The sequence below is a fragment of the Helicobacter bilis genome, assembly GCF_001999985.1.
Lineage (GTDB): Bacteria > Campylobacterota > Campylobacteria > Campylobacterales > Helicobacteraceae > Helicobacter_A > Helicobacter_A rappini.
On record NZ_CP019645.1, the window covers coordinates 1,954,706 to 1,974,976 of the forward strand.

Consider the following 20,271-nt stretch of genomic DNA (forward strand, 5'->3'; position numbering starts at 1 on the left):
TTATTATTCCAAGACTTCTATATCTCCATAATATGCTATCTCTTTAAATACAGAATCGCAAACAAAGATACACAACACAAAAACTACATTTGCTCTATAAAACTTGCAGTGCGTGTGAGTTTTGCAAATTTAACCCCAAGTAATCCACCAATCTCTATGCATAGCTTTTCAATATCTTCTTTCTTGCCTTTAAGGATAATGGTTTCAAGGCAATTATGATGATCGACATGCACATGCGTTGTGCAGACAATTTGCACTAAATGATTATTATGTTCTATTTCATTCTTTTTTTGATTTAGCCCTCTTTGATGGTGATCATAAATCAGCACCAACACGCCTAAATGCTCTTTTGTCCCCTCACTCTCGCCCTTATCCCATTTTTCATCGACTAGCTTTTCGCGTATCATATCGCGGATAAGTTCTGAACGCGAAGTATAGCCATTTTGCGTAATCTTACTATCAAGCTCATCAAGCAACCCAGATGGTAGGGATACAGAAAAACGAATAATTGAATCTTTATTTTCTTGTGTTTTTTCACTCTTTACTTGTCGCATATCTATCTCATTTTATTTAGAATCTAGTTTATAAAATCACTCAAAAACTTGCATAATTATAGCAAACTCTATATAAATTAAATATTTCATAGCTATATTACAAATGAAAAGCTAACAACACTTAGCAAAGTTTTAAGTAAAATTACAAAATATTATCAAACCACGAAAGCAACACAATGGCACATAAAGATTTAAAGCGTTATGTCTATGCAAATATTCATACAGACCATTTTCTACATAATCTAAAACTGATACGCGAATATGTGCCACAACGCACACATTTAATGTTAGTCTTAAAGGCTGATGCGTATGGGCATGGTGCATTAAAGTTGGGAAAACTCGCCCTAACACACGGAATCTATCAAGTAGGTGTTGCCACTTTTGATGAGGCAATGGAGCTAAGAGAGCATTTAACACAGGCTAAGATTCTAGTCTTGGGATATACGCCACCTTCTGTCGTTGATGAGGCGATTAAGCATGATATTGAGCTATGCGTATATGATATAGAAATGGCAAGAGAGCTAAATAAAAGTGCAAAAAGACAGAATAAACAAGCAAAAATACATATCAAGCTTGATACTGGTATGAATCGAATTGGCTATCAATGCGATTCAAAAAGTCTCAATGAAATCCATGAAATAGCAAAACTCTCAAATGTTTTTATACGTGGTATCTTTACGCATTTTGCGAGTGCAGATTGTGATTTGGGATATTTGAATCTGCAGTATGAACGATTTTGTGCTTTTGTATCTTTGCTTCCTAAGCATGAGGATACACTGCTACATTGTGCTAATAGTGCAAGTATCATGAATGCGAGTAAAACGCATTTAGATATGGTAAGACTTGGTATCATTGCCTACGGTTTAAAGCCATCTTTTGCAGTGGATATGCAAGGCTTAGAGTTAAAACCTGTTATGAGTTTTAGAGCGCATATCGTGCATATCAAAGAGGTTGATGCGAACGAATGTGTGAGTTATGGTGGCACTTTTATCACACATAAGAAAACTAAAATCGCTACATTACCAGTGGGCTATGCTGATGGATATATGCGACTTTTATCTAATAAAGCAGAAGTTCTAATACGCGGTAAAAGAGCAAGGGTTATAGGTAATATCTGCATGGATCAATGCATGGTTGATGTGAGTGATATAGAAGAAGTGAAAGTGGGAGATTGTGCTGTGTTGTTTGGCTATGATGATTTTGGCAATATTCTTAGCGTAGATGAGCTAGCCGCACACATAGGCACGATTAATTATGAGCTTATTTGTGCAGTATCAAAACGCGTCGCAAGGGTGTATGTATAGTGTAAGATATTTACTTTATTAACTCATGCATTGATTGATTAATAATATGTGTTGTTTGTGTAAATAAAATAAATATTGCAAAATAAGCATTGATGCTGTTTGGATTGTTGAGTGTGTGCGGGAATAGATGTTAGATTATGCATGTTAATATTTGTATGCAAAGCATACCTTATAATATACCCAACACATTTTTGTCTGCGTCTTATGTGTATTTTTTTTTGAATGTATTCTAAAAAAGGACGCATAAAAACATTACTCATGTTTAAAGTTAGGTTTTATGTGCTTAAAAGGCATATAAAACTACATAATAAAGATTATAAATCTATTGGTAAAAGTGTTCAAAAGGTTTGGAATTCTCTAGTAAAAGCTGGTAACAAAACCAATGATGTATCTAAGCTATCTCAAGGTTTAGATAAGGTAGGCAAGTTTGCCGCACCCGTTCAAGCTTTAACAAGTGTAGCTGGTTTAGGTATGGATATATACAATACTATAGAAGCAAACAAGCAGATGAAAGAGCAAATGGTTTTAGCTAAAAAGAATTTTAACTTAGAGTTAGAAAAGCAGCAAAAATATGAGTTAGCTAATAATCAATTAGCCGCAAGTGTTGATAAAGCTTGGGGTGGTAGTGGTGAAGTAGCCCCTACGATAGATTACTCAAAGTATAGACCAATGAAGCACGAAGGGCTTGATATGGTGCAAGATAAAAGCGATGGTGGAGCATTGATACAAGGGGGTGCTGGGAAAGGTATGGTTATGGGTGTTAACTCTAGCACAAAGCCACGAGGGATTGAAGATATGCCACAATCAAGCTTAGGTAATGGCAGTAATGATTCTAATCCTACCACACAAGGTAGTATGCCTACACCTGAAGCAAACTTAGAGGGTAGTGGTAATACCCTTATGTTAGGTAGTGTAGGTATGCCACAAGGATATAGTGATACGATAAATACTGATAATAACGACTATGAAGAAGATGGGACTGAAGCTTCTTAATGTCGGCTTTGCTTTTTGTGAATGGATTGCTTTGCAAAGTCTAGCAGCCTTTATGTAAGTTTGCATAAGGTTTAGATGTTTCGCTATCGCTCAACATGACAAGGGAAAAGGCAACATGACAAGAGATGGTAACATAACAACAGAGAAAGGAAAATGGAATGCAAGGTATAAATCCTTGCAAAAAGCAAACTAGATTTTTAAGGTTGCATTATGGCTTTAATAGTTTTAGCCTTTAAAATAGCTAGGAGTTATCTTGTAGTGATAATGACTAGCTATTTTAAAGGCTAATCTTATGAATGTATAATCAAAGATGAATATTAATCAAAGAAAGGATTAATACGGAATGAAAACAAATGAAACACATGATAAGCTGTTACAAAGTCTTAAAGAAAGTCTCAATCTCTTACAAGAAAGCTATAATGAGTTTTTAGAAGCAAAAGAGTGTTATGAGGGTAATCAATTGCCTGACTATATTAAAACCTGCCTGCATTCTTGCTATTTGTCTATGCTCGTTACTCTTTGAGCTTAGACTTGCTACATCATTTGAGTGATTTTGAAATTGTATTTTAGAGCTACTTAATGCCCCATCTCGCACACCTACAACAGCATTATCTAAGCTTACATGCTTACTGAACTCTTCAGCATTATCCACAGCACTCATCTCATAGAGTATCTTTTGAGAGCCTAGCATATTTGCCATTCTATTTTCTGCAAAATTTACATAGTCTTGGTGTGGCTTTACATTCCTAAAGATTCCATAAAAGGCATTTGCAGAATCTACATATAGCTTTCTTATCACAATAGGGCAATGTCTTAAGTCAAATATGCTTGTATCAGTCTGCATAATGCCTGTTTTATCCCATATAAACCTATCATATTTGCGTGTCTTAGGATTTAGCACAAAGCTTTCAAAGTATCTTACCCTTTCTCTGTAAGCATTCATGCCTACATTATTTATAATATCATATTCTCTTTTTCCATATAACTCTATCATATCATCTTTATCGTTATATAGCACTTTATGATAGTATTTACAATCGCTTCCATCTTCTTTTTGTGAATAAGGGTCAATATATAAAGCATTTATTGGTATATGCTTAATTGTTATTTTTAAATCATTATCTATTTCACTCTCACTAAGCCATACTTCAGCAGCACATATTCCACACATTAAGTCTAAATCGCATTTTTGCTTATTGATTTGATAATCCTTTGTTTGCGTTATGCTTTGTTTTTGTTGTGAATTTCTAAAAAATCTTGTTCTCTTGCATCTTTGTGGTAGTCAGTTATTGCAATACCCTCATCTTTTCAAGCTTATTTAAGCACCTATATAAATGCCCTCTACCCATATTTGTGATTGTTAATAAAATTGTCAAAGGCGATACCAAAAAAACCACTTTTTTATTCACAAACTCGATTTGTTGCAATAAAATGGATTCTTTTGTTGTGATTTTTAGCTTATCTAGTCATGTAAAATTCACGCAAAAAGCCTTTTTACCAAGTTTTGTTATGCACCATGTTTTTTTGTGTGTTTCACTTTGTTTATGTCTAATTTGCATGCAAACAAAAAGCATAATGCTATATGTTGCATGGCTTTATACTTAATCCTGCTTTAAAACAGATTGTCTTGAGATACCGCCCACACGCCACATTTTAAGCGACCCAAAATCTCTTAATAGTTTATCGCATAAAAACTAGGAATTTACTTGGTTTTACATCGCTCTTTGCTTCTTATGCTTCACGCCACACTTTAGCCCAAAAAATCGCATTTAAAAAGTTGTGTTATAATCCAAAAAGCTTTTTAAGCTGTATTTTTTGTGCCATTGTGTGCCACACTTGTGTCATTTGCTAAAAAACACATACCAGCACAACGGACTCACAGGACATAGAATGAATCTGGAATCTAAAACAAATCTGAATAAAGATATTTCACCCTTTTTAAAGGTTCAAAATGGCAAAAAGACCGAATCTATTGTCCATCATATCAAACAAAGGAGAGTCCCTAACATCCCAAACTCTCATGCAACAAGCACGGATTCTATAATGTCTGATGTTGTGAATACTGATTGTGTTAATAAAGATACTTCTAAAAATTCCATAAACAGCAATAACACACAAAATGTTTTACAAGACACAACCGCAATCCCAACACATCTTACAATACAAGTTGAGAGTCGTAAATTTTGCCTAAGTTTAGAAAAGCTGGATTCTATCTGTCGTCAAAAGATTGTAAGCATATTCGCACAAAAGCAATACACGCTAGAAGAACTATTAACACTTTTTGTAACAACTCTTAGAGATCAAAGTGCCGCAGAACAAGAGCTTATGCGTATCGTGCAAGCTTTAGAATCTTAGTTTCATTGTATTATGTGCTTTATTGTCGTTGCAATTATTAATAGGAATCTTGCACCGCTTACTTATTATACGCATGATGAAGTTATGCTATATGATATTATGCAGGTAAGCGTACGCAATAAAATGGAGCTAGGCATAATCGTGCAGATAGTATCAAATCAAAACTTTGAGTTTGAGATACTTGAAGCTAAAAAATCACATTTTAGTTATACACAAACACAACGCATTTTATTGCCCTTTATGAGTGCTTATTATATGCAAAGCATAGGCATCACTGCACAAGTTTTTACGCCAAAGGATATGAGATTAGGATCTAACATTCACTCAAGTGGGTTGCCAAATTTTAAGCTACAAAAAAACGAGGATTTAGAATCTAATCATCATATTAAATGTAAGCAAGCATTTGATATGGAATCTAAATATGACAAGAATCTAGATTCTACACCAACAAACCACGCAAACAAAACCACAAATTCTAGTAATTGTTCTATGGCTTTGGAGGCTTTGATTGAATTAGAGGGTAGGAGTTATCTAAACGATAATGACTACCCCTCTAATTCAATCAATCGTTCAAATTGCATAGACAAGGGCGAATTTTTACAGAATCTAGATTCTAATAATTTTGCACCCTTACACCCTGCACCCACCCATTTGGATAAGAATCTAGATTCTAAAAATTACGCCCTAAGCCCCGTATCTCACCTAGATTTGACAGAGAATATAGAATCCAACCCCCCACAAACAGAAATCCTATGCAATCTAAAAACCCTATCAAGCAATCAGCAAGAAATCTTTACAGAATGCAGTAAAAGATCCCTGAGCCTTATATTTGGCACAACAGGTAGCGGTAAAACTGAGATTTATTTCCATGCTATTGCTAAAACTCTCAAAGAGGGCAAACAAGCCTTACTACTCATGCCAGAAATCTCACTCACACCGCAAATGCAAGGGCGATTAAATACCGCTTTTCCAAACCTAGCGGACACATGGCATAGCAAACGCACAGCTACACAGAAGCAAAAGATACTACAATCCCTGCAAAATGGGAAGCTAAAAATCATTGCAGGGGCAAGAAGTGCTTTATTTTTGCCGTTTGAGAATCTAGGCTTAATCATTGTCGATGAAGAGCATGATGACTCATATAAATCACAGAGTAACCCAAAATATCATGCAAGAGATCTAGCCATTTTCCTAAGTACAAAGGGCATTCAAGTGATATTAGGCAGTGCCACGCCAAGCCCTAAAAGCTATTATTTAGCTAAAAAGCATAACTATTTATTGCATTTGCAAAATAAATTTCATAATAGCACACAAACACTGCATTATGATGAAAGTGAGCAAATTGGCATAAGTTTGCATATACTTCATGCTATCACTAGCACACTTGAAAAGGGGGAGCAAGTCATTATCTTTTTGCCAACAAGGGCGAATTTTAAGATTCTATTATGCAGGACTTGTAAGCAAAAGATTCTATGTCCAAATTGCAGTATTACGCTTAGTTTGCATAGTAAAAAGAATGCGCTTGTGTGTCATTATTGCAACTTCACAAGTCAAATCCCGAGGGCTTGTAATACATGCGGTAGCGATATGCTAAGTGGTGTGCGTATGGGGACAGAAGAGTTTAAAAAAGAGTTAGAAACCGCCCTTTTATCTCATAATCTCACGCCAAATATTGCCATCTTTGATAGAGATAATGTTAGCACACAAAAAAAACTCACAGCCCTACTACATGATTTTGGAGAACAAAAAATCGATATACTCATCGGCACACAAATGATAGCAAAAGGGCATGATTATCCCAATGTTACTCTAAGCATAATTATTGGCATGGATTATATGCTGCAGATTCCAGATTATAGGGCACATGAGACAAGTTTTTCACTTCTGTATCAAGTCGCAGGGAGAAGTGGGAGAAAAAAGCATGGAAATATTTTAGTGCAAACAAAAGATTTTGGGCTTATAAATAATCTATGGGGCGATTATACGAGAGTTTTACATTATATATTGCATGAGAGAAATCCCTTGTATCCACCTTTTTGCCGCCTTGCCCTGCTTCGCTTTGGACATAGCAGTGAGAAAAAAGCACATAATCTTGCAAAAGAATTTGCTTCTATCTTACATAAGATTCAGTGTGAAAATGACTATGCTTTTGAGATTGTGGGTGTAAGTGAGGCAAGTATCTTTAAAATAAAAAAGAAATATTATTATCAAATCCTTCTTCGCTCATATAACAATCTCACATTACAAAAAGCCCTGCAGCATGCACTAAAATATGCTACAAAAGATATAAAAAATTGTATTGATATTGATATAGACCCGCTTAGTTTTTGATGTGGAAATATTCAGTCTCATAAGTTTTAGATTATAATCGTAAAAAAAATATAAAGGAATATAATGAATGCCACGGCTTTGCTTACACTCTAAAACTCATATTATCAAAACGATGTAACAGAATCTTATCTTGAGATTCTAAAATTACATGGAAAAGCTACTTTTGGTAAAATAAAATCAAAAATAAGAAATACGCAACTAGAAGTCGTGCAAAGTGAAAATTGTATAAATGCCAATGTAATAGAATGTGGTATGCTTAATGATAACAAAGGCAATGCGATAAAGAAAGAATATGTAAATAAAGATTCTGCAAAAGAAAAAATCACAAGGTTATACACTGCAAACAAAAATTCTGCCCTAGCTTTAGCACTCTCTAATACACTAAAGATAAATACAAAAAATTATGCACAAACAACTAAGAATACAGAAACTCTACCTTTTAGTCATTATTGAATTTAAGAAAAATAGTGAAATTTTGGGATTCCGTGTTGAATTGGCATGATTGTGGTTATAGGTTATATAGAGTTTAGAATCTCTTATAAGTGCCTTTGCGTCCCACCCTCCGCCATTTAAATTCTCATATCAAATCAATAAGGATTTTATGACTTAGTTTTATCCATATTTTCTATATCATCATCTACTTCATTCTCTGTATCTTGTTTGGGCAACACAATGCGGTCTATCAAGGTTTTTGCAAGCAGTCTTGAGCCATAGGGGGTAAAGTGGATACCATCTTGGGCTCTTACTAGTCTGCTTTTTCCATTACTATCTTTTATATATGCACTGAATTTGCCATTATGTAAAATCGCATCAGCTGTGAGAAAAATCCCGCCATTTGCACTTACGACTTGATAGTATAGCGTGTTGAGATAGGCTAACTTCTTATTCAAAGTTTCATTCTTTGTCATAGGGACTGCATACCATACAACTTGTGTGCCATGTGATTTTGCAATATTTATGATTGCTTGAATCCGATTTTTATACACTTCTTCCCAACTCTCTGTGCCAAAACGCATTTTTGGCATATTCCATGGATCATTTGCCCCAAGACACACGACCAATACGCCTATGTCTTTATACTGCTGAAAGGCTTGCATCGTCGCCCTCTCCCAGTTAAAAAATGATGGATAAGTAAGTCCTGTGCTTTGCTTTGCAAGATTTTTTGTGCGAAAACCATGCTGTTGTAACATACGGGGTAAAACCATGCCAATGCCCTGCATTAAAGAATCACCGATAAGCAGAAACCTTGTTTGTGGTGGTAGTATAAGCATTTTATCACTATTTTGTATGTAAGTAGAAGTAGATTCTGTATTTATAATCTCTTCTTGCAATATAGGTTTTTGTGTATTTGCGTTAGCTAGTTTAGAATCTTTTGTAGAAGTATCATTTGATTCTACAATCTCTTCCTTTTTGACTTCATTGAATTCCAATGTGTCTGTTATAGGTGATTTATCATATTGTGGCAGGGCTAACTCTATTGTGCTAGATTCTGGTTCAAAGATGGCAACTCGCATTTTTTCCAATCTAGCTGCAATCATATCCCCAAATAAAAAAAATGAAGATTCTGTGGTAATCATATCGCTTGCATAATGATACTGCTGCACAATGTAGGAAATAATACTTCTATGATACACATAGCAAACACAAAGCATAGTAAGTAGTCCCACAAAAACAAAGCGTATTACTCCCATATTAGTGCCTTGCATATCAAAATCCTGCATAAATAAAGTTTGGAATGCCACTTGGACCAAATCCTATAATACCAATAAGACAACCCGCAAATATAAATGGCTGCAAAATAAAAGGCATTTTGTAGAAAAATATAGAAAATCTTCTCTCCATATTCTCACACAATGGATAAAGCACAAATAAAATAGCACATAAAATACATAATAAAATCTCAGTATTTAAAAAGGGTTTTGTGCTATTTAACATGAAAGATTCTAAATAAAAGAGAGCGTCTTCAAGGTTTGGATAATAGAAAAATACCCATGCAAAAGTTACAAAATGAAATGTGATAAAAGCACTTACATAAGGGATAGGTATAGAAAGTTTTAATGCCCTCATGCAATTAAAGCAAATCGTCCCAAATCCATGCAAAAGCCCCCAAATAAGAAAATTATAGGTATTTCCATGCCATATACCTGATAAGCCAAAAGAAATCATAACAAAAACTTGAGCTAGAAAAAAGCCCTTTTTATTCCCACCTAAAGGAATGTAGATATAATCTCGTATAAAAAGCGATAAGCTAATGTGCCATCGCCCCCAAAAATCTTTGATATTTCTTGCTGCATAGGGCATGTTGAAATTTTGCGGTAAGCTAAAGCCTAGCATTAAGGCAAATGCACTCACCAAATCCACATAGCCACTAAAATCACAATACAGACGCACTGCATACGCATAGATTCCAAGTAAAAGCGTCAAAGAGCTATAATCAGCAGGATTTTGTAATATAGAATCTGAATAGGTTTGCAGATAACTAGCACACAATACTTTCTTAAATAAGCCAAATAAAATCAATGTAAAAATAAGACTTGTCTTACCAAAATGTCTTTCTTTATGAAGCTGTGAGAAGAAAAACTCACTCCGCATAATAGGACCAGAAATAAAAGTAGGAAAAAATGATAAAAATATTGCCAAAGAAAATAGACTAGCCATTTTTCTAGTCTTTGAGACAGACACAAGGTAGGTAATTGAAGCAAAGGTATAAAAGCTAAGTCCTAAAGGAAATAAGATATTAATATCAATGACATCAAGCCCAACAAGCATAAATATCATATCAAAGCTATCTTTAATGGAAGCAAAATATTTAAAAAAAGCAAGATTTAGCACAACAAGCCCAAGCGATAAAGTAAGCATAATCCGCGTTTCATACAGATAAATAAGACTAGAAAAAAGATAGATAACAAGCGTATATATGGCTACTACAAGACCAAAATAAGGATTAATCCATAATAATATAGCGTAGTTAAATAGCAACAATAAAGCATTTTGATAGATTCTGCCTACATATTTTAACCCCCAGTATAAACAGAAAAACAATAAGAATACAATCGCAAACTCCAAAGTAAAAAAAATCATAATATCCTCATTATAAGATTCACTCTAACTACTCTAAATCATAAAAATATGTTTAAAATAAAAACGCAAATTGTAACAAATTTTAAAGAATAAACGCAGGATTCTAGAAATGATTTTATATTTTATAATCTTAAAAACCATACAGATTTACACCAATATTCAACATAATTTGATACAAACATAACTAGACAAATAAATAAATAAATAAATACAGCTAAATACTTGTAAAACACAATCTTAATAAGTGAATACATATAGTTAGTGAAAAATATAAGGTGAATTAATCAAATAAACAAAATTATGTATCAATACACCCTTTGGCGGCATAAAAGAGACACAAGAAATGCTAGATATTTCCGTGCAACAGGGAATCTACCCTGAAGTAGAAATCATTAGTGTAAAGGACATTGACACAGCCTATAGCAATCTTACAAACGGCAAGGCAAAATTCCGCTATGTGATTGATATGGGAAGCTTGGAGGGGTAAAAATAGCGTAGCTCAAAAGTGGCTAAATAATAACAAATTTTTAGAATCTATTCTAAAACTTGCTATCCTTTTAGCACTAAAATCTATTTTTATAATGTAGATTCTGCCTTGTATCTTACCACCAGCCTGTGAGAATATCCCATAACTTTTTACCTGCCTTTTTAAGATCTCTTACCACAGGTATATGATCAGTTACCATATCTACAAAATCAACCACGCTATCCCAAAAGTCATTTTGGTCGTGAGCGTTTTTGCTTTCTTCTACCCTTTGCACGACTCTTTTTTGCTTTGGGATTTTTCTTAGTATCATTTTTTCTAACTGCAATATATTGTAGGGCTTATACTGTTTTTGTTTTCTTTTATTATAGTATCCTGCACTATAACACACAATATCCTTTTTGCTAAGTGATAGTCCAGTATCTTTCTTAATACGCTCTTGCAAATCCGCAACTTTCTCTTGCAAAAACTGCTCTTGTTCCTCGCCTAGCTCATTATTATCTCTATCAAAATATTCCTCACTTTCAACCTTATCGCATTTATTAAGCCCGATTAAAATCCGCTTACTATCGCCTAGTGTTTTAAGCAGATATTTTATCGTTTCATACTCTTGCCCCAGCACTTTTACACTTCCATCAGTAATAACAAGGACTAGATCAATTTTAGCATTGCCGTTTTCATCTGTATCAGTCAGCAATTTATCGATTTTCTCCATATGCTGCTTATCTTTTTCACTCCCTTCGCCAAGTCCGGGAGAATCATAAAGGGTGATATTTTTAGAGATTTGACATTGCTCTATCTCTTGTGTTTGTGGTCTGGCACCTGTGCCAACTTCTACTCTATTTGCTCCATAAATGGCATTGATTGTAGAGCTTTTACCCACGCCTGTGCCACCCATTAGCAGGATATTAAGCGGTATATCAAGACTATCTAAGATAGCTTTCATACCCTCTCTTTGTTCATCTTCAAGTTTGTCTTTTAGCTTGTGGATTTCTTTGAGAATCTTTTTCCAGTCTGATTCTGGAAGTTGTGGAAATGGATACTTTTTTAAAGAAATCATTTTTTATCCTTTAATGTAAAATTAAGCATATAGCTTCGAGTGCATTCTACAAAAAAAAAAAAACAAATCAAGGACTATAACATAAAACCTCATCGTCTTTAAGAGAGGCAAAATTTTGTGATGTGATTGATATGAAAAGTTTGTGGATATAAGTATAGAATAGGGAATTTCACTTTCGCTATGAGTGAAAATGATAAAATTTGATTACATTATTATATACACAGCAAAGTAAAAAAAATCATAATATCCTCATTATAAGCTTCACTCTAACTACTCTAAATCATAAAAATATATTTAAAATAAAAACGCAAATTGTAACAAATTTTAAAGAATAAACGCAGGATTCTAGAAATGATTTTATATAATATTTCACTTTAAGAACATAGGGGCATGAGTGCTATATCTTGCTTTATGTGTTATAATTGAGAGTAAATCAAAAGGAATAGTATGTCATCTAAAAAAAGCATATCAAAAACGCCAAAAATAAATATAGAAACACATATAAAAAACACACAAAGCTACATGCAAGACCTATTTTGCTTTATCGGCGAAGATGGTAAAAGAGAGGGACTCATAAAAACGCCAGAGAGAGTAGCAAAGCTGCATGAAATGCTGTATAGTGGTTATGAAATAGATCCTAATAGTATTTTAGATTCTGTATTTAGCGATGGGGCATGTAATGAAATGGTGGTTGTGCGAGATATTGAGTTTTACTCAATGTGTGAGCATCATTTATTGCCTTTTTTTGGGAAAATCTCAATCGGTTATATCCCAGATAAAAAAGTCGTTGGAATCTCAAATCTATCAAAGCTAGTAGAAGTCTTTGCTAGACGATTGCAAATACAAGAAAAGCTTACCACACAAATCGCTGATACCATCATGCATTCACTCAAACCAAAAGGGGCTATGGTAGTCTGTGAAGCCCTGCATTTATGTATGGCAATGCGTGGTAATGCCAAGCAAAACTCAAAGATTCTCACTTCTGCTGTGCGTGGATTATTCCAGCAAGATTCAAGGACTAGAATGGAGTTTATGCAGCTTATTAAAACTTAGCTTTGTGTAAATCTAAAACAATGATGTATAATATCCTTTTTATTTAAAATATAAGAGAATCTGCATGACTAAAACAATGAAAGCTTATTATGCTAAAGCCTATCCAAAGATAAATATCACACTAAAAATAGGCGAAAAAATAGGGAATCTTCATACATTACAATCGCGTTTTTGCTTAGTAGAAAGTAGTCTATATGATTCCTTTTTAATTATAAAAGAGTCTTTAGATAACGAAGTATTAACACAAAAAGATTTAGTCAAAAAATTACCGCAAAGATATACAACATTTAGTGAAACAACAAAGCAGCATAACGCAATACAATGCTATCTCTATGGCAATTTTGACTGCAAACTAGAAGATAATCTCATTTATAAAGCTTACGCACTTTTAGCAAAACATATAGATTCTAACATTAATCCTTGCTTCATTCGTATTATCGTGGATAAGAGAATACCAGTTGGCGGTGGGCTTGGTGGTGGCAGTGTGAATGCGGCTTTAATACTTTTATTACTCAATGAGTTATTTAACCTAAATTGTAGCAAAGAGATTCTATATCAATATGCAAAAGCACTTGGTAGTGATGTAGCCTTTTTTCTTATGATTTATACGCAAAATAGCACACATATCACACCATATTTTTATGTAGAGCAAAACTTAAGTAAGGGGGATTTAGATTCTATTTTATTTAAGCAGACACAAGATGAAAACTTGGATTCTAATATTTGTCATGTTGAGCGTAGCAAGATATCTAAAGATTTAGAAATGATAAAAGAGTCTAAACAAGATTCTAATATAGAATCTAAAAAAGATATTTCGTGCTTACGCACTCGCACGAGCGAATCTCTTGCCCACACTTGCAAATATGACAGGAATCTAGATTCTATATTTTTAGACTCTCTCAAACAAAAAAGACAAGATCATTCTATAAACTTTCTTAGTGCAAATGTCTATGGCACAGGCGAGATTATAGAGCCTTTTTATGAAAAATTACCGCATTTTCTTATCCATTGTAATACTATCGCATGTAATACAGGGGCAGTATATAAAGAATTTGCTAGAGAAAAACAAGCTATAAAAGATTCTAAAAAAGATAATATAGACTTACAAAAAGATTCCATTACGCTATTACAAGCACATGATATATATACGCTTAATGACTTATATAAACCTGCTTGTAATCTCTATGAGTTAGAAGCTATCGCAAAAGGGCTACATAAAAAATATGGCAATGTGTATTTTAGTGGCAGTGGCTCAAGCTTTTTTAGCATAAATCATGATATAAAGGAATAGTATGCAAGATTTTATCCGCTTTTTAGAATCTCACAATGAATTAAAGATTATTGACACACCCCTTGATATTGAGTTAGAAATCCCGCATTTAGCCTATTTAGAAGTGAAGAAAAAAGATTCTAAAGCCCTGCTTTTCACTCGTCCCATATATAGAAAACATAAGGATTCTACACTTTCAGGGACTAGCACGGAATGCACGCAACACAATATGCAATCTAGTAATTGTCATGCTAAGCAAAGCGAAATTTCTCAAAATCTAGATTCTAAACCTTGTCATACTGAGCCTTTAGGCGAAGTATCTAACATGGAATCTAAAAAAGATATTTCGCCTTTTCGTAATGCTCAACATGACAAAAAACTACACCCAACAACACAAATGACACAAGACCTAACCTACACCGCACATATAGAATCCAATCTTATAGAATCTAATTTTAACAGCATAGATTCTAGCAACCAAGATTCTAACACAACCACCCAAGATATAGAATCTTTTCATATCCCAGTCCTAATGAATGTCTTTGGCTCTCAAAAAAGACTGGAGTTAATCGCTACGCATTACAACTCAAACGCAGATTTTAAATCCCTAGAATCTATTGCAAATGTGATGAAAAATCTACTCAATCTCTCCATGCCAAAGACTTTGAGTGAAAAACTTGCAAAGCTAAAAGAGTTATGGGCTATGCGACATGTATTCCCTAAAAAATATAAGAACAAACCCCCATGTCAAGAGAGAATCTATACAAAAGATTCAATAGATCTATTTTCACTGCCTATACTTAAGACTTGGGAGGAAGATGGGGGGCGATTTATCACAATGGGGCAGGTTTATACACGAAGTCTTGATGGTAAATCTAATAATATCGGTATGTATCGACTGCAGATTCACTCTCATAATGAGTTGCTTATGCACTGGCAGATTCATAAAGATGCAACGCATTTTTTCCACGAATACAAAAGAGCAAATAAACTCATGCCTGTAAGCATCGCCATAGGTGGCGACCCTCTTTATATATGGTGCGCTCAAGCCCCTATGCCACCAAAGATTTTTGAGCTTATGCTTTATGGACTTATACGCGCTAAAAATCCGCTATTAGCTGAATGTGTGAGTAATGAATTAGCCGTGCCGCATGATTGTGATATTGTGATTGAGGGCTTTGTGGATACAAGCAGATTTGCCCCGGAGGGAAAGTTTGGCGATCATACAGGATTTTACACGCCAATAGAGCCTTATCCCATCATGCAAGTGAGTGCCATCACTATGAAGCGTAACCCAGTCTATCTAGCCACCGTTGTGGGTAAGCCACCACTTGAAGATAAATATATGGGCTATATGACAGAGCGGCTTTTTCTGCCGCTTTTACAGACAAGCGCACATGGACTTATTGACTATTCTATGCCAGAAAATGGCGTATTTCATAATCTTATACTAGCGAAAGTAAAGACAGATTATCCCGCACAAAGTCTGCAAATGATGCACACTTTCTTTGGCATAGGGCAGATGAGCTTTGTAAAACATGCTCTTTTTGTGAGTGAAGAAGCACCAAAACTGCATAAAGACTACAAGATTCTATGTGATTATATCCTTGATAGAATCAATACTAAAAAGCTATATAGCACTATGGGAAACTGCGATGCACTCGATCATGCGTGTGAGAGATTTGCTGTGAGTGGGAAGCTAGGCATTGATGCAAGCGGTGAAATATTAAATCATAATTTTGTAGAAATTAGCGAAAATGACTTATTAAAAATTATGAAAAATATCGCAAATGAGATAGAATCTCTGCATATCTATAAGCATAAAAATCCGCTTATAATCTGTGGTATCAACAAAAAAGATACGCCAATACTAGAATATGCGACTAGATTCTATGAAACCCTTAGACAATATGGGGCATTTTTTATTTTTGTAGATAGTGATAATATTTTGACAAATTACTATATGCTTGTATGGCGTGTGGTAAATTCTATCGATGTAGCAAGGGATTTAAAGATTATTAAAGAATGTGCTTTTTTAGACGCAACCGCTAAGGGCAAGTTAGAGGGCTATGATAGAGAATGGCCCAAAGATACACTTTGCTCTCAATTTATCCTTAATAGCCTAAAAGAGCAAGGCTTACTAGAAGATATTGATGAGTCGTTTTATAAACAATTTGGGATTTTGTAGTTTTTGATTTTTATGGTTTTTTGTTTTACGCTTTGTGTTGTTAATGTATGATATATTGATGTTGTTTTTGTAAAAGGTAAGGTTTAGTTCTGTTAGCTATTATTCTAAGACAAAAAAGTTAGATTTCACATCATATCTATTGCATTGTGTTCGCAGTGCAACATGAGTTAAGCCAAAAATTGGGACTTACAATATCAATACACAAAGCTAGTTTTATGCTACAATATCGCACACAAAATACACCAAAGGACTATTGATGGCAAATTGGAATGATGGTTATTTGACAGACATTGAGTATCTTGATACTTATTTTTCGTATCTAAATCCACTTTTTATGAATCTAAATCTCACTTTTGCGGGTTTTGATGTCGGTCAGCACGACTGCATTAGTTTGCAAACAAGCAGTGATTCTAATGATAAGCAGAGCTATCTTGAAATGGGCTTTGGTAGGGGTGTGAGTTTATGCGTGCATGCTGCCACTACTGATATGAGTTTTGTTGGGACGGATTTTAATCCATCGCATACCCTATTTGCACGAAACTTAGCCAAAGTTGGCAACGCGGATATACAGCTTTATGATGATAGCTTTGAGCTATTGTATAAACGATTGCAAAAGCAAGAAGCAGAGTTTGACTACATTGTGTTACATGGTGTGTGGTCGTGGGTAAGTTATGAGAATCAAAAGGTGATTTTGCAGATTATCCGCGATCATTTGAAAGTTGGCGGTATTGTATATGTAAGCTATAATTGCTTTCCGGGCTGGGATGGCAAATGGTCTTCACGCAAGTTACTTACAATGTATCATGACTATATATCTGGTACGAAAGTCGAACGAATCCGTAATGCGCTTGGATTTTTCAAAGACTTTTTAGAGACGAATCCGCTTTATCTGCAGAATAATCCAAGTGCAGCACGAGTCTCACAAATAATAGAAAATGAAAAGTTTGACTATTTAGCACATGAATTTTTTAATGATGGAGCAAATTGTTGCTACTTTGTTGATATGGTGCGTGATTTGGAATCATGTAAATTACAATTTGCATGTGGGGCATTACCTTTGTGGCATTATGAAGATTCTAGTTTAAATAAGCAAAATCAAGCCTTTTTAGATCAAATCGCAGAACCGACATTAAAAGAGCAGCTAAAAGATTACTATCTTAATAGACAATTTCGAAATGATATATTTGTAAAAGGGGCACAAAAGCTATCAGGGCAGCAAATATGCGATAAGTTTCTCAATACCCGCTTTACACTTACAAGCATACCCGATAGTGATGCAGAAGATCTTGATGCAATTAGGAAAGATATGATTGCATTTCTTGCAAAAGATTCTTATACACCAAAAAGCATGCGTGAGGCACAGCTACAGCTGGGGGGGGGGGGGGTTACATATACGAGAGTTAGCTAAACTTGTCGCAGATATGATGACAAGCGGCTATATACACCCAGTAACAAATAGAGACATTACAGATTCCATTGCAAAACGCTCAATAGATTTCAATCGACATATTTTCAGCAATCAGTGCAAAAAGCAATATGTGCGATATGCGGCTGCTCCACTTATTGGTGGCGGTGTATTGATTAATGAAGTATCGCAAGTGTTTTTATATGGATTAATGAGTGGTGTAGATGAAAAAGGTTTAGGTGCATTCGCATGGGATATTCTCAAGGCACAAGGTAGAAAACTCAATAAGGCTGGTGTAGATTTAGAAAGTGATAAAGAGAATATAAAAGAGCTTGATTCTGTATTGCAGGATTTATTGCCAAAAATACCGCTTTATAAGAATTTGGGTATTTTGTAAGATCGGGTAGGATATTGGTTTATAACAGATGTTAAGTTTTGATATCTATTAAGCAAAGCAAAACATTTGAGATTGGATTGTACAAAAGAGATTTTGACTTCATCTCAAAAAGACAAAATATCATCTCAATAAAAAATCTAGTTTCACAAGGTATTTTCACTTTTTTCAATATAAATGCTTCTTAACATAAGAGTTTGTAAGTGTTTTATTGCTATACTACTTGTTTTAAAATCAAAGCTATGTTTAAAAGGTCAATGGCAACCTCGCTATTATGAAATTTTCATGATAGAATCAACAAAATCTAGCTTTGATTATTACTTACTTCTTACTACATAAGGTTTTTTATGATTTTACATTTTATTAAACCAAGGTTCTATATATTACATTTTTGTGTTATTGCTTTGGCTTGTTTGTGTTTGAGTTCTTGCATGAATGTCATGCAAGATACTTTTAAAAACTCATCAAACTATACGATTAAATATGCTTATGTGCAGAGTGATAAAATATTTTTAGAAGAAGTAAAAGAGATTGCAAAAATGCTTCCCAAAAAAGAAACATTTAGCATGGCTATAAACGAACTACAAGAGTTAAACGACTCTTATAAAATAGCTAATATCCCAGAACTTAACATTACTTTTACATGTGGTTTTAATAAGCAGTATGTAAAAACTTTACAATCATTACTTACAACAAGAAAATATCCATGTGATGGGGAGATAGCAGGCTACACATTGCAGTCTTTCACTAAGAATCCATATAAAAAATACTATGGAGAAAAGTTTGCAAATGTGCAAAATCAAGAGCAATTTTTATTTTTCTACACAAAGGATTTTAAGCATGTAAAAAGCAAAGAAGATATAAAAACTACATTGCAATCTATAATTTCAAATATAGCTTCAAATGCCAATGCAATTTATGATTTACGCGAGTTAAAACACTATGCTTTTATGAATGGCATTATAGAATCTTACGATGATTTTTATAAGCTAGTGGCACAATATGAGGTCAAATGTCAAGGCTCACTTTTTAGCACAACACTTGATGAGATCATCTCACAACGCGATTTGCAATGCAAAAAGATTACGCACATAAAAGCAAAATAGATTCTAAAAATTAGAATGAATAAGGTGATAAATGTCTATATCTAAAACATATAAAAAGATTTTATGTATATGCTTACTCATATTTACACAAAATATGCAAGCCAGAGATGAATTTGAAAAATTAGGCGATATTTTGACACTTGCGCCATTTGGCGTGTTAATCGTTAGTCTTGGTATGCGTGATTATGAGGGGGCAGCTCAACTTGCCGCTGGTTCTCTTGCCACACAAGGCACAATAGAGCTTATCAAAAGGGGGTTTGAATACGCTCATCTCAATGGCACAAGCATAGATTTTGCAAAACGACCTTGCTGTGATGACTATAAAGGTATGCCTAGCGGACATGCTGGTGGTGCGTTTAGTGCTGCTGGTTTTGTGTATTATCGCTATGGTTGGAAACCTGCATTGCCACTTATAGGGCTTGGCGTGGTTACCGCAGCATCTCGCGTATATGCTAAAAAACACACGATTTGGCAAGTCGCAATCGGCAGTGCAATCGCGTGGGGCTGGGCGTATGTCTTTACTACGCGATATAATCCGCAAACAAGATTTATCGTAACGCCTGAAATTAGTGCCGATAGCTTTGGTAGCTTTTATGGTGTTAATATGCATTATCGGTGGTAAGTTTTGTCATAGAATCAATGAGAATGTTTAGTTTCTTATCTGTTTTTTACGCATTGAGTTCTTCGTGATTA

The 20,271-nt window shown here is 34.4% G+C and carries 17 protein-coding genes and 1 pseudogene; 13 read left to right on the top strand and 5 right to left on the bottom strand.

The features are described 5' to 3' along the window. Positions 1 to 83: 83 nt before the first annotated feature. Positions 84 to 554 (bottom strand): nickel-responsive transcriptional regulator NikR, encoded by a 471-nt coding sequence (nikR, locus tag XJ32_RS08880; protein WP_077389169.1) that lies wholly within the window; start codon positions 552 to 554, stop codon positions 84 to 86. A gap of 176 nt (positions 555 to 730) precedes the next feature. On the opposite strand from nikR, the gene alr reads away from it, so the two are divergent. Together alr and XJ32_RS08895 are read left to right on the top strand one after the other, a co-directional pair. Then, positions 731 to 1,858: an alanine racemase gene (gene alr, locus XJ32_RS08885; RefSeq protein WP_077389171.1), complete on the top strand. Its 1,128-nt coding sequence runs from the start codon at positions 731 to 733 to the stop codon at positions 1,856 to 1,858. 279 nt (positions 1,859 to 2,137) lie between these two features. Beyond that, positions 2,138 to 2,851: a hypothetical protein gene (locus XJ32_RS08895; protein ID WP_167619998.1), complete on the top strand. Its 714-nt coding sequence runs from the start codon at positions 2,138 to 2,140 to the stop codon at positions 2,849 to 2,851. Between the two features lie 427 nt (positions 2,852 to 3,278). Here XJ32_RS08895 and XJ32_RS08900 read toward each other — a convergent pair whose 3' ends face one another. After that, on the bottom strand, positions 3,279 to 4,022 hold the full coding sequence (locus tag XJ32_RS08900) for a portal protein (protein WP_254422337.1): 744 nt from the start codon (positions 4,020 to 4,022) through the stop codon (positions 3,279 to 3,281). A gap of 872 nt (positions 4,023 to 4,894) precedes the next feature. Here XJ32_RS08900 and XJ32_RS08905 point away from each other — a divergent pair. The 3 genes from XJ32_RS08905 to XJ32_RS08915 all read left to right on the top strand — a co-directional run bounded on the left by XJ32_RS08905 (position 4,895) and on the right by XJ32_RS08915 (position 7,990). Further along, positions 4,895 to 5,206: a hypothetical protein gene (locus XJ32_RS08905; RefSeq protein WP_077390277.1), complete on the top strand. Its 312-nt coding sequence runs from the start codon at positions 4,895 to 4,897 to the stop codon at positions 5,204 to 5,206. A 12-nt stretch (positions 5,207 to 5,218) separates the two neighbouring features. Further along, positions 5,219 to 7,537, top strand: coding sequence for a replication restart helicase PriA (priA, locus tag XJ32_RS08910; RefSeq protein ID WP_077389177.1), 2,319 nt, complete (start codon positions 5,219 to 5,221; stop codon positions 7,535 to 7,537). Positions 7,538 to 7,744: 207 nt separating this feature from the next. Then, complete coding sequence (locus XJ32_RS08915) at positions 7,745 to 7,990, top strand: hypothetical protein (RefSeq protein ID WP_155761501.1); 246 nt, start codon at positions 7,745 to 7,747, stop codon at positions 7,988 to 7,990. A 146-nt stretch (positions 7,991 to 8,136) separates the two neighbouring features. On the opposite strand, the gene XJ32_RS08920 is transcribed toward XJ32_RS08915, so the two are convergent. Both XJ32_RS08920 and XJ32_RS08925 read right to left on the bottom strand, forming a co-directional pair. Next, entirely contained in the window at positions 8,137 to 9,279 is a 1,143-nt protein-coding gene (locus XJ32_RS08920) for an SGNH/GDSL hydrolase family protein (protein WP_254422338.1), read from the bottom strand. Continuing rightward, a complete protein-coding gene (locus XJ32_RS08925; protein WP_077389180.1) occupies positions 9,245 to 10,618 on the bottom strand; it encodes an MBOAT family O-acyltransferase in 1,374 nt (457 codons plus the stop codon). Before XJ32_RS08925 ends, XJ32_RS08920 begins: the two co-directional genes overlap by 35 nt. A 319-nt stretch (positions 10,619 to 10,937) precedes the next feature. Here XJ32_RS08925 and XJ32_RS12015 point away from each other — a divergent pair. Next, positions 10,938 to 11,105: pseudogene (locus XJ32_RS12015) on the top strand (NAD(P)-dependent alcohol dehydrogenase); the annotation flags it as partial. Between the two features lie 115 nt (positions 11,106 to 11,220). Here XJ32_RS12015 and XJ32_RS08930 read toward each other — a convergent pair. Next, positions 11,221 to 12,162 carry a GTPase family protein gene (locus XJ32_RS08930; protein WP_077389182.1) on the bottom strand — a complete coding sequence of 314 codons (942 nt, stop codon included), beginning with the start codon at positions 12,160 to 12,162 and terminating at the stop codon, positions 11,221 to 11,223. 522 nt (positions 12,163 to 12,684) lie between these two features. On the opposite strand from XJ32_RS08930, the gene folE reads away from it, so the two are divergent. The 7 genes from folE (at position 12,685) to XJ32_RS08965 (ending at position 20,200) form a co-directional block, all read left to right on the top strand. Further along, positions 12,685 to 13,215 carry a GTP cyclohydrolase I FolE gene (gene folE, locus XJ32_RS08935; protein ID WP_254422532.1) on the top strand — a complete coding sequence of 177 codons (531 nt, stop codon included), beginning with the start codon at positions 12,685 to 12,687 and terminating at the stop codon, positions 13,213 to 13,215. A gap of 64 nt (positions 13,216 to 13,279) precedes the next feature. Further along, complete coding sequence (locus tag XJ32_RS08940) at positions 13,280 to 14,506, top strand: GHMP family kinase ATP-binding protein (RefSeq protein ID WP_077389186.1); 1,227 nt, start codon at positions 13,280 to 13,282, stop codon at positions 14,504 to 14,506. 1 nt (position 14,507) lies between these two features. Next, positions 14,508 to 16,673: a menaquinone biosynthesis decarboxylase gene (locus XJ32_RS08945; protein WP_077389188.1), complete on the top strand. Its 2,166-nt coding sequence runs from the start codon at positions 14,508 to 14,510 to the stop codon at positions 16,671 to 16,673. A 256-nt stretch (positions 16,674 to 16,929) separates the two neighbouring features. After that, positions 16,930 to 18,081 carry a class I SAM-dependent methyltransferase gene (locus tag XJ32_RS08950; RefSeq protein ID WP_077389190.1) on the top strand — a complete coding sequence of 384 codons (1,152 nt, stop codon included), beginning with the start codon at positions 16,930 to 16,932 and terminating at the stop codon, positions 18,079 to 18,081. Beyond that, positions 18,026 to 18,475, top strand: coding sequence for a hypothetical protein (locus tag XJ32_RS08955; protein WP_155761502.1), 450 nt, complete (start codon positions 18,026 to 18,028; stop codon positions 18,473 to 18,475). The genes XJ32_RS08950 and XJ32_RS08955 overlap by 56 nt, the downstream gene beginning before the upstream one ends. Before the next feature lie 344 nt (positions 18,476 to 18,819). Then, positions 18,820 to 19,578 carry a hypothetical protein gene (locus tag XJ32_RS08960; RefSeq protein ID WP_077389194.1) on the top strand — a complete coding sequence of 253 codons (759 nt, stop codon included), beginning with the start codon at positions 18,820 to 18,822 and terminating at the stop codon, positions 19,576 to 19,578. A 31-nt stretch (positions 19,579 to 19,609) separates the two neighbouring features. Next, a complete protein-coding gene (locus tag XJ32_RS08965) occupies positions 19,610 to 20,200 on the top strand; it encodes a phosphatase PAP2 family protein (protein WP_005217672.1) in 591 nt (196 codons plus the stop codon). Positions 20,201 to 20,271 lie beyond the last annotated feature (71 nt).